We start from the raw sequence: 16641 nt of genomic DNA, 5'->3' as shown, positions 1-16641 counted from the left end.
CTCGATGCGCTGGTCTTGATCCTCGATTCTTGTTTCCTGATTCTCTTCACGCTACGCCCGCGTATCATTACCATGATAAATACTCAGGTAACTTTCATAACGCGAGGGTTCTATTTCGCCATCTTCTAAGGCAGCCAGCACGGCGCAGCCGGGCTCGTTAATGTGTCGGCAGTTGTTAAAGCGGCAATCGTGCATGCGCTGGCGCATTTCGGGGAAGAAATGGCCGAGTTCCTGCTGTTCTATATCGATAACACCTAATTCGCGGATACCGGGGGTGTCTATAATAAAGCCGCCTTCGGGCAATTCAAACATTTCGGCAAAAGTGGTGGTGTGCATCCCCTTGTCGCTCCAGTCAGATACTTGGTTGGTACGTAATGCTAATTCAGGCAGAATGGCGTTCATCAGGCTGGATTTACCTACGCCCGAATGACCGGAGAAAAGCGTGATCTTATCTTTAAGTTCGGCCTGTACTTCGGGAATATTAGTGCCTTCCAAGGCCGATACCTTAAAGCAACGATAACCAAGGTTTTCATAAACGGCTTCGTATTCGGCTAAAATTTCGAGGCCCTGGTCGCTAAACAGATCCAGCTTATTGAATACCAGGCAAGCGGGAATGTCGTAGGCTTCGGCCGTAACCAAAAAGCGGTCGATAAAACCTAACGAGGTGCGGGGCGAAGCCAGCGTAACCACCAGAAAAGCCTGATCGAGGTTGGCTGCTATAATCTGCGCTTGTTTAGACAGGTTGATAGACTTGCGGATGATGTAATTCTTTCTATCAAAAAGCTTGGTAATTACACCGGTGTCCTGATCGGGTTCGGCTTCGAACTCCACCCGGTCGCCAACGGCAATGGGGTTGGTAGTAGTGATGCCTTTTATACGGAACTTGCCCTTTATGCGGCAATCAACCACATCACCTTCTGGTGTTTGTACCTGGTACCAGCTTCCGGTTGATTTTGTAACAAGTCCCTGCATAGCTGCCAAAATTACAAAACTAAGCTGCGCGAAAAAATAAAAACGCTTTGTCTTGCATATTTAAATATAATCAGCTTAATTTACATCCGTCAAACAAAGACATAACAACGTGATTATTAACAACACCATTATTACATCGATTATTATGACCACATGCCGAGTGCATGGAGGAAGATAACCGTATGGTGTAAACAAATACAAACCAACAAGGCGCCTTCCTCCAACCGGGGAAGGCGTTTTTGTTTTAACAAGCTTATGAAAGTTTTAAAATTCGGAGGTACATCAGTAGGATCGGCAACAAGTATCAAAACGCTGATCGAGATCTTAAAGCAGGAAAGTAAGGCTGAAAACAAGCCGGTTATCGTGCTATCTGCCATGAGTGGCGTAACCAACCTCTTAGCATCAATGGCCGAAAAGGCCGCAGCCGGCGAAAGTTTTACCCCGCAACTGGCAGAATTGCAAACGCGCCATTTCGATGCCGCTAAAGACCTGGTTGATATTCACAACCAAAACCCGCTGCTTACCCGCCTTAAAATTTATTTTAACGAGCTGGAAGACCTGCTGCAAGGTGTGCTGACCCTGCGCGAACTTACCCCGAAGACCCGCGACCTGATTTTAAGCTATGGCGAGCGCTGCTCTGCCCTGATGGTGAGCCGCATTGCTTTGCAATACATCCCCGAAGTAATTTTTGTGGATAGCACCACACTGATTAAAACTGATAGCGCTTTTGGCCAGGCTAAGGTTAATACCGAATTAAGCGAACTGCTGATCAGCGGTTTCTATAACGAAAACAAAGGCAAGCTGTTAATCGTAACCGGTTTTATTGCCAGTAACGATGCAGGCCAGATAACTACGCTGGGCCGTGGTGGCAGCGACTATACTGCTGCAATTTTTGGTTCGGCATTAAATGCATCGGCTATTGAAATCTGGACCGATGTTAACGGGATGATGACTGCTGATCCTCGTATTGTGAAGAAAGCGTTCTCTTTAACAGATTTGACCTATACCGAAGCCATGGAGCTTTCATACTTCGGTGCAAAGGTTATCTACCCGCCAACCATGATCCCGGCGTTTTTGAAGAAGATCCCTATCGTGATCAAAAACACTTTCGAGCCCGAGTTTGAAGGTACTGTGATCAGCCATACCTCTAAAGAATCGCATTTGCCGATAAAAGGGATCTCGTCTGTAAACGAGATCAGCGTAATTAACCTTACCGGTAGCGGCATGGTTGGCAAAGCTGGTTTCAGCGGCAGGTTATTCTCCTTGTTATCGCGTGAGCAGATCAACGTGATCCTAATTACCCAATCGTCATCGGAGCATACCATTACGTTTGCCGTACAACCAGCGGATGCACATAAAGCTAAAGCTTTAATTGAGCAGGAGTTTGAACTCGAATTGCTGGCTAATAAATTGGAAGCCCCTGTTATCGAAGATAGCCTGGCGGTATTAGCCGTAGTGGGCGAGAATATGAAACAAACCCCAGGTATGAGCGGAAAATTGTTCCACGCGCTGGGCCGTAATGGTGTTAACGTAAGGGCAATTGCGCAAGGTTCGTCAGAATACAATATCTCGGTAATTATTTCGGCGGTTGATTTGGCTAAGGCCCTTAATGCTGTACACGATGCCTTCTTTACCCAATTAAATAAAACTTTAAATGCGTTTTGCCTGGGTACAGGTAATATTGGCCGCACTTTGTTTAAACAATTGCACCAGCATAACCAGTTTCTGCGCGAAAAAAACAAGATCCAGGTTAAGATTGCCGGCATTAGCAACAGTCGTAAAATGACTTTCAGCGCCGACGGTTTGCCGTTAGACAATTGGGCCGAAGAACTGGAAAAGAACGGCGAGCAAGCCAACTTAGAAGAGTTTGTTGACCGCATGATTAACATGAACCTGCCAAACTGCGTATTTGTAGATAATACCGCAAGCCCGCTGCCAATTACTTTTTACGAGAAATGTTTCAAAGCCAATATCTCGGTGGTTACTTGTAATAAGATCGGTAACTCATCGTCGTACGCGCAGTACCGCAACTTTAAGGACACTGCATTGCAACACGGTGTAGATTTCTTTTACGAAACCAACGTTGGTGCAGGCTTACCAATTATCCGTACCCTGCGCGACCTGATGGTGAGCGGAGATAGGGTACAGCGTATGGAGGCTATACTTTCGGGAACCATCTCCTTTATATTTAACAACTTTAAGGGCGACGCCAGCTTTCACGACGTAGTTAAAATGGCGCAGGAAAAAGGCTATACTGAACCAGATCCTCGCGACGATTTACGTGGTACCGACTTTATGCGTAAGGTGCTGATCCTTGCCCGCGATGCCGGTTACGCCATGGAAGCATCAGACATCGTGATCGATAATATATTGCCGCAATCGTGCCTTGATGCACAAACGGTAGAAGATTTTTATACCGCACTTAAAAACGAAGAAGCCTACTTCAGCGAGTTGAAAAACAAAGCCGAGGAAGAGAAAAAGGTGTTGCGTTATGTAGGTAAACTGGATAATGGCAAAGCAACCATCAGCCTGCAAATGGTTGACGAGAACCACCCTTTCTACATGATGTCGGGTGCGGATAACATCATCGCCTTTACCACAGATCGTTATTACGAACGCCCTATGGTAGTAAAAGGCCCTGGCGCCGGTGCCGAAGTAACCGCAGCAGGTGTATTTGCAGATTTGATAAACGTAGGCGCTAACTAGAATCAAGATCAAGAGACAGGAATCAAGACAAAAGACTCTTGTCAAAATATAATCCGATGGAAAACGAGATACTAATGTCAGAAAAAAAAGAAGCCAGCCCAGAGTTTAGCCTCCCATTTGGGGGCCGCGAGAGCGTTCGTGTTTTTGCACCGGCCACCGTAGCTAATGTGGTTTGCGGTTTTGATGTGCTCGGGTTCGCTGTTGAGGCACCAGGCGACGAGGTAATTATGCGGTTGACCGATAAACCGGGCATAACCATTAGCAAAATTACCGGCGACGACGGCCGTTTACCGCTTAACCCCGAAAAAAATACGGTGAGCGTGAGCGTTCAGCATTATTTGAATAGCATTGGCCGCCCTGACATTGGCTTCGACATCGAATTACATAAAAAAATGCCTATCGGTAGTGGATTAGGTTCAAGTTCGGCTAGCACGGTGGCGGGTTTGTTTGCTGCCAAAACCTTATTGGGCGACGAAAGCGATGCTGCCAAATTGTTGCCATTTGCTATGAAAGGCGAAGAAATGGCCTGCGGACATGGCCACGCGGATAATGTGGCACCCGCGCTGATGGGCGGCTTTGTGTTGATTCGCAGTTATGAGCCACTGGATGTAATCCGTCTGCCGCATCCTAAGGAGCTGTATTGCGCCATCGTATTCCCAGATGTGGATGTGCCTACGCGTGAAGCCCGCCAGATTATCCGCAACAAAGTATTGTTAAAAGATGCCGTAACCCAGTGGGGTAACATTGCCGGCCTGGTAAGCGGTTTATATACCAATGATATTGACCTGATGGGCCGCAGCATGCAGGATGTGCTGATAGAACCGGTACGCGCCATGCTGATCCCTGATTTTTATAAACTGCGCGAAATTGCGATGGAAAACGGTGCCGTTAGTTTCGGTATCTCGGGCTCTGGCCCGTCGGTGTTTTCTTTTACCCGAGACGAGCAAACAGCACACACCATTACCCGAAAAATCCAGCAACATCTGGATAAGATCAAGATAGACTCGCAAGCCTTCGTATCGCCAATTAATGATGCCGGGCCGAGAGTCTTAGAATAACCCCTCCTAATCCTCCCCAATTGGGGAGGACTTAAAGAAATAATAAATCCGAAATCGAACATCCGAATTCCGAAATCAAAATGAATTTTTACAGTACCAATAATACCGCTCATCAGGTTGAATTTAAAGATGCAGTGTTTAACAGCATGCCGCAGGATAAAGGTTTATATATGCCAGAGCATATCCCGCAATTGCCATATAGTTTTTTTAATAACCTGGATCAATATACTCTGCCCGAAATTGCTTTTCACGTGGCTAAGGCTATGTTGGATGGTGCCATTCCGGATGAAGACCTGAAGGCAATTGTACACGATGCCATTAACTTTTTAGCCCCTGTGGTGAAACTGGAAGAGCAGGTATATGTGCTGGAACTTTTCCACGGCCCATCGCTGGCATTTAAAGATTTTGGCGCCCGCTTTATGAGCCGCATCATGAGCTGGTTTCTGGAAGATGGCGAAAAGCAACTGGACGTATTGGTAGCAACATCGGGTGATACTGGTGGCGCTGTAGCTCTTGGCTTTTTAGGCGTGCCGAACACCCGTGTAACTATTCTTTATCCTAAAGGAAAAGTAAGTGATATTCAGGAGCAACAGTTAACCACCAATGGCCAAAACATCCGCGCGCTGGAAATTGATGGCACCTTTGATGATTGCCAGGCACTGGTTAAACAAGCCTTTACTGATAAAGAACTGAATGAGAAGTTCCGTTTAACTTCGGCCAACTCTATTAACATCGCCCGTTTAATACCGCAAACGTTTTACTATTTTAATGCCTATGCGCAGCTGCTGCGTCAGGGTAAAAGTAAGGTGGTATTCTCGGTGCCGAGTGGCAACTTTGGTAATATCGGTGCTGGTTTACTGGCCTGGAAAATGGGCTTGCCTGTTGAACATTTTATTGCGGCAACCAACGCTAATGATACTGTGCCTGCGTTTTTAAAAACAGGTGTTTACGAGCCAAAGCCATCGGTGCAAACTATATCAAACGCCATGGATGTTGGTAATCCAAGCAACTGGGCGCGTATTGCCGATATGTTTAAAGACGATCTTTCGGCTGTGGGTAAACTTATAGATGGCTACAGCTATAACGACGAAGAAACCCAGCAAGCTATTCAAGAGGTGTTTGATGAATACAACTATGTAGTTTGTCCGCATACCGCTATTGCCTGGAAAGCGCTTAAAGCATGGCAGGTACAGAACACTTCAGAAGATGTAACAGGTGTGTTTTTGTCAACAGCACATCCTTGCAAATTCCCTGATGTATTTACCGATGAGGTTGCAGCAGCCATTAAAGTACCAGCCTCCGTAAAAGAATTGGAAGGCAAAGAGAAACAAGCTGTTGCCTTGGGTAAAGATTTTGAAGGGTTTAAAGAGTTTTTGTTGGAGAATAACTGATAATTCGCCAATTTGTCATCCAGAGCGATAGCGAAGGATCTTTTTCGCCCTGTATGCGATAAAGCATAACGAAGAAGATTCCTCACTACGTTCGGAATGACAACTGGGGTAAAGGGAGAAATAAATCCGAAATTGAACATTCGAAATCCGAAATTAAAATGACAAACACCATTATCTTCGACCTTGGCGCTGTATTGATAGACTGGAACCCCGACTACCTGTATACCAAGCTATTTACAGATGAAGCGGAAATGCGCCACTTCCTCACCAATATTGCCACTTCCGATTGGAATGAGGAGCAGGATGCCGGCCGCAGCTTACAGGACGGTACCGAATGGTTAGTTGCAAAGCATCCCGACCATGAAGCCAATATCCGTGCGTTTTACGGCCGATGGGAAGAGATGCTGGGCGAACCGTTTCACGATGTGGTAGAGATTTTCAGAAAGCTGAAAGAAAGCGGTAAATATAAGATCTACGCGTTGACGAACTGGTCGGCAGAGACATTTGGGGTTGCCAAGGCCCGTTATGATTTTCTGCACTGGTTTGATGGGATTGTAGTGTCAGGAGAAGAGAAATTGCGCAAACCCAGTCGGGATTTTTACCAGATCTTGTTAGATCGTTATCGCATTAACCCCGAAGAAACTGTGTTTATTGACGATAATTACCGCAACGTACTGGCGGCACGAGAAATGGGTATCCCAACTATCCATTTTACATCAGCTGCTGCATTGGAGGAAGAACTACCTGCGTACGGCGTAACGATATAAAAAAGGAGATCTTTAAAAGATCTCCCTTGCTATGCGTTTAGTGGGCTCTGGATTGCCCATTGTATAAAAGTGGAGTACCGGTGCGCCGAATTCAACCAGCTCTTTACACTGGTTTATCATCCACTCAATACCAACTTCTTTTACTTCCGAATCATTTTTACAGGCCTGCACCGCATCGCTCAGATCTTCAGGGATATCGATGTGGAATATCTTTGGCAGGTTAATAAGCTGCTTGGCCGTGGTAAGCGGTTTTAAGCCGGGTATAATCGGAATGTTTATATCGTTTTCGCGGCACTGCGTTACAAATTGTTTGTACTTGTTATTATCATAAAACATCTGGGTTACAATAAAACCGGCACCGCCATCTACCTTTTGTTTCAGGTAACGGAAGTCGGTTTTAAGATTGGGTGCCTCGAAATGTTTTTCGGGATACGCTGCAACACCAATGCAAAAATCGGTTTTAAAGGCCGTGTTTTGATCGTGCAGATAAACACCGTTGTTCATATTGGTAACCTGCTCTAACAAGTCTGTAGCATAGCAGTGTCCGCCAGGAGTAGGCACAAAACCAGAGTCGCCTTTACGGGCATCGCCGCGTAAAACCAATACGTTATCGATACCCAAAAATTGTAAGTCGATCAGCGCGTATTCCGTCTCTTCCTTTGTAAAGCCACCACAAATCAAATGCGGAACGGTATCAACCTTATACTTATGCATAATGGCCGCACAAACAGCCACTGTACCAGGTCGCTTACGGTAAGTAACCTTTTCTAACAGGCCATTAGGCTGCTCTTTATAAACATGATCCTCGCGCGATGAAGTTACGTCGATAAACGGAGGTTTAAACTCCATTAACGGATCAATAGAGTTAAATATGCCCTGTATGCTCGAGCCCTTAACAGGCGGTAATAATTCGAAAGAAAAAAGTGTTTTGCCCTTTGCGTTGGCAATATGTTCGGTGATTTTCATTTTTTAGTATCGGGTAGCAAGTATCAAGTAGCAAGACTTTTTTGAAGTCCGAATAGCATTTTTTGAATCTCAATTATTTGAATACTTAACTGTTGTAATTTTTCTTCAGTTATATAGTTAAATTCTTTAGCAAGTATAACATGTGTTTCAAGTTCAAATGATGAACCTGTTGCGATGCTTAAAAACTGGTAAAGTTCTTTGTTGGATTTTCGGCCGCAACCTTCAGCTATGTTTGACGGTATCGAAACTACAGCACGTGTCATTTGCGATATCAAACCAAATCTTTCAGACGAGGGAAAATCTTTTGTAATTTCAAATACAGCTTTGGACAAATCGATGCCGGCTTTCCAAACTTTCAACTCTTTAAAATTATGCATTTTTTGTCTTGATACCTGATACTTGCTACTTGATACAATCTTAATAATTTATATTCGGGCTCAGCCATCGTTCCACGGTCTCAAGACTCATGTTTTTGCGTTTGGCGTAATCTTCAACCTGGTCTCTACTAATTTTTCCCAATCCGAAGTAACGGGCTTGCGGATGGGCAAAATAAAAGCCGCTTACGGATGCAGCAGGCATCATGGCCAGGCTTTCGGTCAGGTACATGTGCGCGTTATCTTCGGCTTTAAGCAAATCAAATAAGGTTGTTTTCTCAGTATGATCCGGACAAGCAGGATAACCCGGTGCCGGACGGATGCCTTGATACTCTTCTTTGATCAATTGCACATTATCCAATTGCTCGTCTTTAGCATAACCCCAATGTTGGCGGCGCACCAGCTCGTGCATTTTCTCTGCAAATGCTTCGGCGAGGCGATCGGCAAGGGCTTTGGCTAAAATGCTGTTGTAATCGTCATAGTCGGCCTCAAATTTGGCAACCAACTCGTCGCAACCAATACCGGTTGTAACGGCAAAGCCACCGAAGTAATCCGGAACACCGCTGTCTTTCGGTGCAATAAAGTCTGAAAGGGCATAATATGGTTCGCCCTTAACTTTTTCCGATTGCTGACGCAGGGTATGAATCTTACTTAGCAACTGGGTGCGGGTTTCGTCGGTATATAGTTCAATATCGTCGCCCACGCTGTTAGCAGGCCAAAAGCCAATTACGCCGTTTGCCTGTAATAGTTTTTCTTTAATAATTCTTTCTAACAACACCTGCGCGTCATCGTAAAGCTTTTTAGCTTCTACACCTACATACGGATCGTTAAAGATTTTCGGGTAACTGCCGCGCAGCTCCCATGTATGGAAGAATGGTGTCCAGTCTATATAGGGTACCAGTTCTTCGAGCGGGTAAGCCTCGAATACTTTTGTGCCGGTAAATGTTGGTTTAGGCGGCATCATTCCGTTAAGGTTTATCTCGCAGTGCTGTTTGCGGGCTTCTTCAATTGTAACAAAACGTTTGTCGTTACGCTTGTTTAAGTGTGCTTCGCGGGCTTTTTCATATTCGGCTTTGATCGACTCTACGTATGGGGTCTTATTCTCGGCACTCATCAGGTTACTGCAAACCGTAACACTTCGCGAAGCATCCAGAACGTGTATAGCAGGGCCCGAATAGTTTGGCGCAATTTTAACAGCAGCATGGATACGTGAGGTAGTTGCCCCGCCAACAATCAGCGGAAGATTTAACCCTTCGCGTTCCATTTCTTTGGCAAAGTGTACCATCTCATCAAGTGATGGGGTAATTAAACCGCTAAGGCCAATTATATCAACGTTTTGCTTTTTAGCCTCGTCTAATATTTTTTGGGCAGGTACCATTACGCCAAGGTCTATTACCTCGAAGTTGTTACAGGCCAATACCACGCCTACTATATTTTTGCCGATATCGTGTACATCGCCCTTAACAGTTGCCAGTAAAATTTTACCTGCATTACTGCGCGATGATGCATCTGCATTTTTTAACTTTTCTTCTTCAATAAATGGCAGTAAATACGCCACGGCCTTTTTCATAACCCGGGCTGACTTTACCACCTGCGGCAGAAACATTTTACCCGAACCAAATAAGTCGCCTACGATGTTCATACCGTCCATCAGCGGACCTTCAATCACCTCTAACGGGCGGGCATATTGCTGGCGGGCCTCTTCTACGTCGGCATCCAGGTATTCGATAATACCTTTTACCAACGCGTGCGACAAACGCTCCTGCACCGGGGCATTGCGCCAGGCCTCGTCGCGCACAATCTCCTTGCCTTTACTTTTAATAGTATCGGCATACTCTACCAGGCGTTCGGTAGCTTCAGGATGGCGGTTTAATAATACGTCCTCTACCTTTATTAACAAGTCGGCTGGGATTTGCTCGTAAACCTCCAGCATACCCGCGTTAACAATACCCATATCCATACCCGCTTTAATAGCGTGATATAAAAATGCCGAGTGCATAGCCTCGCGTACCACATTATTACCGCGGAAAGAGAAGGAAATATTACTTACCCCACCGCTCACTTTAGCCATCGGCAGGTTTTCTTTGATCCAGCGGGTGGCGTTTATAAAGTCAACGGCGTAATTATTATGCTCTTCTAAACCAGTAGCAACGGTAAGGATGTTTGGGTCGAAGATGATATCCTGTGGTGGGAAACCCATCTCATTAACCAGTATATCGTATGATCGTTTACAGATCTCGATACGGCGTTCGTACGAGTCGGCCTGGCCTTGCTCGTCGAAAGCCATTACTACAGTAGCGGCTCCATAGCTTAGTATTTTACGGGCGTATTCTTTAAACTTTTCTTCGCCCTCTTTAAGCGAAATAGAGTTAACAATGCCTTTGCCTTGCAAACACTTTAGCCCGGCTTCGATAACCGTCCATTTCGATGAATCGACCATGATGGGCAACTTGGCAATATCAGGCTCTGACGCAACCAGGTTAAGGAATTTTACCATAACCTCTTCCGAGTTGATCATCCCTTCGTCCATGTTGATATCGATAACCTGTGCGCCACCTTCTACCTGCTGGCGGGCAACGGTTAAGGCTTCCTCGTAGTTTTCGGCCAGTATCAGTTTAGAGAATTTTGGCGAACCGGTAATGTTGGTACGCTCGCCTACGTTCACAAAATTAGTTTCGGGCGTTACGGTAACGGCTTCCAAGCCGCTTAGCCTCATAAAAGGATCGCGCTCGGGAATTGGGCGTGGCGAATATTTTTCGGCACGGTCTGCAATGCATTTAATGTGATCTGGTGTGGTGCCACAGCAGCCGCCAACAATATTTACAAAACCGGCCTTCATAAAGTCGTCAACCAGATGCGCAGTTTCGTGCGGCATCTCGTCGTACCCGCCAAACTCATTTGGCAAACCGGCGTTAGGGTAGGCCGAAATAAATACATCGGCTTTTTCTGAAAGTTCTTCGATATGCGGGCGCATTTCTTTAGCACCCAAAGCACAGTTTAAACCTACCGATAGCAAGTTGGCATGGCGGATAGAGTTCCAGAAAGCCTCAACCGTTTGCCCCGAAAGGGTACGGCCAGATGCATCTGTAATAGTGCCCGATATCATGATCGGGAGGTGCTTGCCAGTTTCTTCGGCATAACGCTGCACGGCAAATAAAGCTGCTTTGGCGTTCAGCGTATCAAAAATAGTTTCTATTAATATCACATCGCTGCCACCATCAACCAGTCCGCGTACCTGTGCGTAGTAGGCGTCACTAAGGTCATCAAAAGTAACGGCGCGATAGCCCGGGTCATTTACATCGGGCGATAGGGAAGCAGTACGGTTGGTTGGGCCAACAGCACCGGCAACGTAGCGGCGTTTTTCGGGCGTTTTAATATTCCACTCATCTACCACTTCGCGTGCAATGCGCGCACCTTCGTAGCTCATCTCATAATCGAGCTCTTCCATGTGGTAATCGGCCAGCGAAATGCGCTGAGTGCTGAAGGTATTGGTTTCAATAATATCGGCACCCGCAGCCAAATATTCGGCATGAATTGCCTTAATCACATCCGGACGCGTTAGGTTAAGCAGGTCGTTATTACCCTTCAAATCTGACGGGTGATTTTTAAAACGCTCGCCACGAAAGTCTTCTTCGGTTAATTGGTACCGCTGTATCATGGTACCCATTGCGCCGTCGATAACTAATATTCTTTTCTTTAATTCTTCTCTGATGTCCATGTTAGTATCAAGTAGCAGGTATCAAGTATCAAGTACACACTTAATACGTAACTAACAGATAGCTTATCATCGCATCAAAATATCTTGATACATGATACTCGCTACTTGATACCCCTATAAAGCTTATTCGAAAAAGTCGGTTTTACCACCATCTGACTTTCGCTTATCTTTCCCAAACGTGTTTGAAGTGTTTGAGTAGAATGCAGCACCTTGTTGGCACAGGTTGCTAAGATTTCGCAGGGTCTAATCCCTCCATCTTTCTCTATAAGCGATGCAAAATTGCACAATAAACTGGTAATATGCAAGTGGTTTCGTTAATGTGCGGATGTGGAGGATAAGCAGATGTGCAGATTTGGAGATATGAGGATGAGTGGATAGGCACATGAGCATATGCGCGGGCGTGCAGATGCTTAAAGGGCTTTTCTTTAATTCCACTCTTGAGAGGGGTTAGGGCGTCTCTACGCCGCAAAGGCTAATTATAAGTATTATACCTCTGGTGATATCTATTTTTTAATGATTCTAAGATAAGGCAGCTGCCAAAATACTGTCATCAAAAATACTTTTAAGTAAGGAAAGTGGTGCACAGGTCAATGTTAATGACTTTTAAGTCATTGATGCAATTAGTTGTATGCCAGCAATATAAGCGCTTTTTGCGCCGAAAAATGACTTTTAAGTTGGAACACAGTGGTGCATGTGGTGCTTTGCACCACGCACCATCCGGAAATAAAAAGAGCCGCTCTGATAAGAGCGGCTCTTTTTGTTATATCCTTGGGCCAAGATTAGCGTTTTCTGCCGAAAATTCTTAATAAAGAAAGGAACAGGTTCAGAAAATCAAGGTACAAAGTTAATGCACCCATAATAGCCATCTTTTTGCCAGATGCATCGCCATACTCGATACCAGCGCCAATGCGTTTTAGTTTCTGTACGTCGTAAGCGGTTAAACCTGTAAATACTGCAACACCAACGTAGCTTAAAATCATGCTTAAACCTTCGATGTGTAAGAACATGTTTACTAAAGAGGCGATCACCATACCGATTAAGCCCATGATCATTAACGAACCAAATTTGGTTAAATCCTGATGCGTGGTGTAACCAGCTACTGCCATAATGCCAAACACTGCCGACGCGGTAATAAATACCCCAGCAACAGAAGATGCGCTATAAACCAATAAGATAAAACTTAAGCTGATACCTAAGATTGATGCAAAAGCTACAAATAAAATTGCTAATACCGGGTAAGACAACCGGTTTAAGCCAAATGACATGGCGAGTACAAAAGCAAACGGTGCAAACATGGTGATAGTACCCAAGCCAGTGTTATGGCCGGTAACTGGGTCTATTAAAAGTGTTAGTAAGCTTAAGTTGCTTGCAAACAGATACGCGCACAATGCAGAAATACCTAATGCCAGGAACATCCACAAAAATACGTTAGCTATAAACCTGCGCGATGAAGCAACCTCGTCGTCCAATTGGATAACGGTATCGTCGTAGGTGTAATTACGGTTATTTTCCATTGTTATTTTAAAAATTTAATGATCTAAGTTAATACAAATTTATGAAGAACGCATTAAGTGAGCCTGCGCGTTAATTGCTCTTCTATTTTCTTAAAAACCTGCAGCGGCTTTAATGCCCGCCAGTTAAAATCGTCCAGTTCGCCGCCAAAGTTAATGTAATAGTCGATGTTGTTACGTTTAAACTCTTCTATCACATGTTCGCGGAAGTTAATGCCGGCAATCCACCCGTCTTCCACATCCTGAAACCACTCCTCATAGTAACAATCGTCGGACGAATGGAAGTTCAAAACGTTTTCGCCAATGAGTACAAACTTGTTAATGCCATTGTCTATCATTAACTCCAGTAGCTCACGCTTCATTAGCATCACATCGTTATTGATGGCATCGTTCCATTCACCTATCAGTTCTATAATACTATAGTTGCGATCATAGTCGGCATACAATACCTTTAAATAGAGCGTGTTGGAGCCAAACGAATCCCACTGTGGATGCAACAAATAGTTATATACCTGCTTATCAAACTCAAACTCGTTATACACCGTAGCATAAAACGGCGAAAGCTCATCTTCTGCTGCAACGTAATCATCCCTCCAGCGGTAATATGGTTCTATCTCGTGCATATACCCTCCAAACCTTCCGCTGTAAGCAAAAGGCGTTTTATTTCGTTTTTAAATATTCGTTAACTGCGTTACGCACGCTACCGAATTGCTTTAATATGTCGGCAGCGGTAGTCTCGTCAAGCCCGGTTTCTTTCATCACCATGCGTGTGCCGCGGTCAACCAATTTGTTATTAGTTAACTGCATATCTACCATTTTATTACCCTTTACACGGCCCAGGCGTATCATCACGGTGGTGCTCAGCATGTTAAGGGCAAGCTTTTGCGCGGTGCCGGCTTTCATACGGGTTGAGCCTGTTACAAACTCCGGACCGGTTACTACTTCAACCGGGAATTGTGACACGGCTGCAACCGGGCTATCGGCATTACATACAATACAACCTGTAGCCAGGCCATGCTCGTTGGCGGCTTTTAACCCACCAATAACATACGGTGTGCGGCCCGAAGCGGCAATACCTACAACCACATCCTTATCACTAATTTCGTACTCCTCCAGGTCTATCCAGGCTTGCTGTTCATCATCTTCAGCAAATTCAACTGCTTTGCGTATGGCGCTATCGCCACCTGCAATAATACCAACCACCCAATCAAACGGAATTCCGTAGGTAGGTGGGCATTCAGAAGCATCTACAACACCTAAACGGCCGCTGGTGCCAGCGCCTATGTAAAACAAACGGCCGCCATTGCTCATGCGGTCAACAACAATGTCAACCAGTTTTTCTAATTGGGGTATTGCTTTAGCTACAGCATCGGGTACGGTACGGTCCTGCTCGTTAATGTGTTGCAATAGCTCTGCAATAGGCATTTTGTCGAGATTTTGATAATAAGAATCCTGTTCTGTGGTGTTTTCCATTTAAGTGCTAATATTCCGCAAATTTCCGCAAAATTTCAAACAGATGAATTATCAATTAATTATTAATTCTGTTTTTGTCTGCAACAGTTAAATTTGTAGCAGTAAAATGAAACACGCAGCCTCAGTAATATTCAGAACGGTAATTATACTCCTTGCCGGTATTACAATAGGCATGCTGATTAACGGGCAGGGCTACGTAGCGCGGCGGGTGGCCGGTAAATACAAGATAGATAGTGCCTTACGATATATTAAGCAGCATTATGTTGATACTGTTAATGCTGATACCATAGAGGTAAAAGCGATATCAAAGGTACTGGAGGAGCTCGACCCGCATTCGGTATACCTGCCCAAGCAACTGGCGCAATCTGTTCATGAGCGCCTGGAGGGCCGCTTCAACGGAATTGGTATTGAGTATGTTTTACTGCGAGATACCATGTTTATTACCCAGGTTTATCCTGGTAGCCCCGCCGCCAAAGCAGGCATTATTAATGGCGACCGGGTGATTACTGTTAATTATAAAAAAGCGTCGGGACTTAAATTGGGTACCGACAGCATCAATCATTTAATAAGGGGCACGGTTGGCAATAAAGTAGAGATGAGCGTTATGCATCTCGAAAGTAAAAAAGTTAACAGGTATATGCTTGCCCGGGGCCACGTGCCGTTAAGTAGCCTCGATGCTGCTTACCAGCTCACTCCGCTTGCGGGTTATATTAAGCTAAGCAAATTTGCCACTACTACCGACAGCGATTTTCGGGCGTCACTTACCGATCTGCAAAAACGAGGAGTGAAGAAATTAATCGTAGATCTGCGCGGCAATCGCGGCGGATACCTGGATGCGGCTACTGCGCTCGCTGATGAGTTCTTGATCAAAGATAAGCTGATTGTTTACACCCAGGGGGCGCACGAGTCGAGGGTGAATTACTATTCGAGTAACTCGGGATTATTTCAGGAGGGTAAAGTTGCGGTGCTGATAGATGAGTACTCCGCATCGGCCAGCGAAATTGTGGCCGGGGCTTTACAAGATCTGGACCGGGCCGTGATAGTTGGCCGCCGTTCATATGGCAAAGGACTGGTGCAACAGCAGTTTTCTTTCGACGATGGATCAGCCTTGAACCTTACGGTTGCGAGGTACTATACACCTTCGGGAAGATCAATCCAAAAATCTTATAAAAATGGTGTTGAAGATTACCGTAACGAAATAAACAACCGCCAGCAAAAAGGCGAGCTTACTTCGGCAAATAAGAACATGGTTGACAGCACTTTTAAAACCCACGCTTATTATACCCAGGCCGGCCGTAAGGTATATGGTGGTGGTGGCATTATGCCCGATATTTTTGTACCCGAAGATACCACTGCTAATATTAAATTGATAGGTGAATTAGCCCATGCCCAGATTTTTACTGCCTATGTGATAGATCACTTGCAACCTTCGCTGTCCAAATATCCAACACAGCAAAGTTTCATCAAGCAATTTAATGTGACTGACGGCCAACTGGACGATTTTCTGCTTTATGCCTCGCAAACCATTAAAGAAATGGATTCGACTGAAATACGCCAGGCACGACCACATCTTAAGCAATATATCAAGGCATTTGCAGCACGGTTTAAATGGGGCGATAATGCTTATTTTGAGGTGATGAACCTTGACGACAACGGTATCAGAAAGGCACTAGCTGCTATTAACTAAATCAAATAAAAAAGGCTT

Annotated in this window: 12 protein-coding genes and 1 riboswitch; of the genes, 5 read left to right on the top strand and 7 right to left on the bottom strand. The window is 45.1% G+C overall.

The window, feature by feature from the left end; genetic code table 11:
* Window positions 1–51: 51 nt before the first annotated feature.
* Entirely contained in the window at window positions 52–972 is a 921-nt protein-coding gene (rsgA, locus tag GSY63_RS07750) for a ribosome small subunit-dependent GTPase A (protein WP_166585229.1), read from the bottom strand.
* Between the two features lie 255 nt (window positions 973–1227).
* On the opposite strand from rsgA, the gene thrA reads away from it, so the two are divergent.
* The 4 genes from thrA to GSY63_RS07730 all read left to right on the top strand — a co-directional run bounded on the left by thrA (window position 1228) and on the right by GSY63_RS07730 (window position 6894).
* On the top strand, window positions 1228–3678 hold the full coding sequence (thrA, locus tag GSY63_RS07745; protein WP_166585228.1) for a bifunctional aspartate kinase/homoserine dehydrogenase I: 2451 nt from the start codon (window positions 1228–1230) through the stop codon (window positions 3676–3678).
* A 74-nt stretch (window positions 3679–3752) separates the two neighbouring features.
* Window positions 3753–4736: a homoserine kinase gene (locus GSY63_RS07740; RefSeq protein WP_243749184.1), complete on the top strand. Its 984-nt coding sequence runs from the start codon at window positions 3753–3755 to the stop codon at window positions 4734–4736.
* An 80-nt stretch (window positions 4737–4816) separates the two neighbouring features.
* Entirely contained in the window at window positions 4817–6127 is a 1311-nt protein-coding gene (thrC, locus tag GSY63_RS07735; protein ID WP_166585226.1) for a threonine synthase, read from the top strand.
* Window positions 6128–6285: 158 nt separating this feature from the next.
* Window positions 6286–6894: an HAD family hydrolase gene (locus GSY63_RS07730; RefSeq protein WP_166585225.1), complete on the top strand. Its 609-nt coding sequence runs from the start codon at window positions 6286–6288 to the stop codon at window positions 6892–6894.
* A gap of 12 nt (window positions 6895–6906) precedes the next feature.
* Here the strand turns inward: GSY63_RS07730 and metF are convergent, their stop codons facing one another.
* From metF to murQ, 6 genes are all read right to left on the bottom strand, one after another.
* Entirely contained in the window at window positions 6907–7860 is a 954-nt protein-coding gene (gene metF / locus GSY63_RS07725; RefSeq protein WP_166585224.1) for a methylenetetrahydrofolate reductase [NAD(P)H], read from the bottom strand.
* Window positions 7861–7883: 23 nt separating this feature from the next.
* Complete coding sequence (locus GSY63_RS07720; protein ID WP_166585223.1) at window positions 7884–8237, bottom strand: four helix bundle protein; 354 nt, start codon at window positions 8235–8237, stop codon at window positions 7884–7886.
* A gap of 40 nt (window positions 8238–8277) precedes the next feature.
* On the bottom strand, window positions 8278–11952 hold the full coding sequence (gene metH / locus GSY63_RS07715; RefSeq protein ID WP_166585222.1) for a methionine synthase: 3675 nt from the start codon (window positions 11950–11952) through the stop codon (window positions 8278–8280).
* A gap of 160 nt (window positions 11953–12112) precedes the next feature.
* Window positions 12113–12223: riboswitch (SAM riboswitch) on the bottom strand.
* Window positions 12224–12731: 508 nt separating this feature from the next.
* Window positions 12732–13466 carry a Bax inhibitor-1/YccA family protein gene (locus GSY63_RS07710; protein WP_166585221.1) on the bottom strand — a complete coding sequence of 245 codons (735 nt, stop codon included), beginning with the start codon at window positions 13464–13466 and terminating at the stop codon, window positions 12732–12734.
* 53 nt (window positions 13467–13519) lie between these two features.
* Window positions 13520–14086, bottom strand: a complete 567-nt coding sequence (locus GSY63_RS07705) for a hypothetical protein (protein WP_166585220.1) — start codon at window positions 14084–14086, stop codon at window positions 13520–13522.
* Window positions 14087–14123: 37 nt separating this feature from the next.
* Window positions 14124–14936, bottom strand: coding sequence for an N-acetylmuramic acid 6-phosphate etherase (gene murQ, locus GSY63_RS07700; RefSeq protein ID WP_166585219.1), 813 nt, complete (start codon window positions 14934–14936; stop codon window positions 14124–14126).
* A gap of 106 nt (window positions 14937–15042) precedes the next feature.
* Here murQ and GSY63_RS07695 point away from each other — a divergent pair, with 106 nt between their 5' ends.
* Window positions 15043–16623: a S41 family peptidase gene (locus tag GSY63_RS07695; protein WP_166585218.1), complete on the top strand. Its 1581-nt coding sequence runs from the start codon at window positions 15043–15045 to the stop codon at window positions 16621–16623.
* The last annotated feature ends 18 nt before the right edge of the window (window positions 16624–16641 follow it).

Source organism: Mucilaginibacter agri, assembly GCF_009928685.1.
In the GTDB taxonomy this organism is placed as follows: Bacteria; Bacteroidota; Bacteroidia; order Sphingobacteriales; family Sphingobacteriaceae; genus Mucilaginibacter; species Mucilaginibacter agri.
This window is presented reverse-complemented; position numbering and strand designations above follow the sequence as displayed.

Excerpts from the sequence above, each read along its gene's own strand:
- rsgA (WP_166585229.1), bottom strand. The coding sequence starts at position 972 with ATGCAGGGACTTGTTACAAAATCAACCGGAAGCTGGTACCAGGTACAA.
- thrA (WP_166585228.1), top strand. The coding sequence starts at position 1,228 with ATGAAAGTTTTAAAATTCGGAGGTACATCAGTAGGATCGGCAACAAGT.
- GSY63_RS07740 (WP_243749184.1), top strand. The coding sequence starts at position 3,753 with ATGTCAGAAAAAAAAGAAGCCAGCCCAGAGTTTAGCCTCCCATTTGGG.
- thrC (WP_166585226.1), top strand. The coding sequence starts at position 4,817 with ATGAATTTTTACAGTACCAATAATACCGCTCATCAGGTTGAATTTAAA.
- GSY63_RS07730 (WP_166585225.1), top strand. The coding sequence starts at position 6,286 with ATGACAAACACCATTATCTTCGACCTTGGCGCTGTATTGATAGACTGG.
- metF (WP_166585224.1), bottom strand. The coding sequence starts at position 7,860 with ATGAAAATCACCGAACATATTGCCAACGCAAAGGGCAAAACACTTTTT.
- GSY63_RS07720 (WP_166585223.1), bottom strand. The coding sequence starts at position 8,237 with ATGCATAATTTTAAAGAGTTGAAAGTTTGGAAAGCCGGCATCGATTTG.
- metH (WP_166585222.1), bottom strand. The coding sequence starts at position 11,952 with ATGGACATCAGAGAAGAATTAAAGAAAAGAATATTAGTTATCGACGGC.
- GSY63_RS07710 (WP_166585221.1), bottom strand. The coding sequence starts at position 13,466 with ATGGAAAATAACCGTAATTACACCTACGACGATACCGTTATCCAATTG.
- GSY63_RS07705 (WP_166585220.1), bottom strand. The coding sequence starts at position 14,086 with ATGCACGAGATAGAACCATATTACCGCTGGAGGGATGATTACGTTGCA.
- murQ (WP_166585219.1), bottom strand. The coding sequence starts at position 14,936 with ATGGAAAACACCACAGAACAGGATTCTTATTATCAAAATCTCGACAAA.
- GSY63_RS07695 (WP_166585218.1), top strand. The coding sequence starts at position 15,043 with ATGAAACACGCAGCCTCAGTAATATTCAGAACGGTAATTATACTCCTT.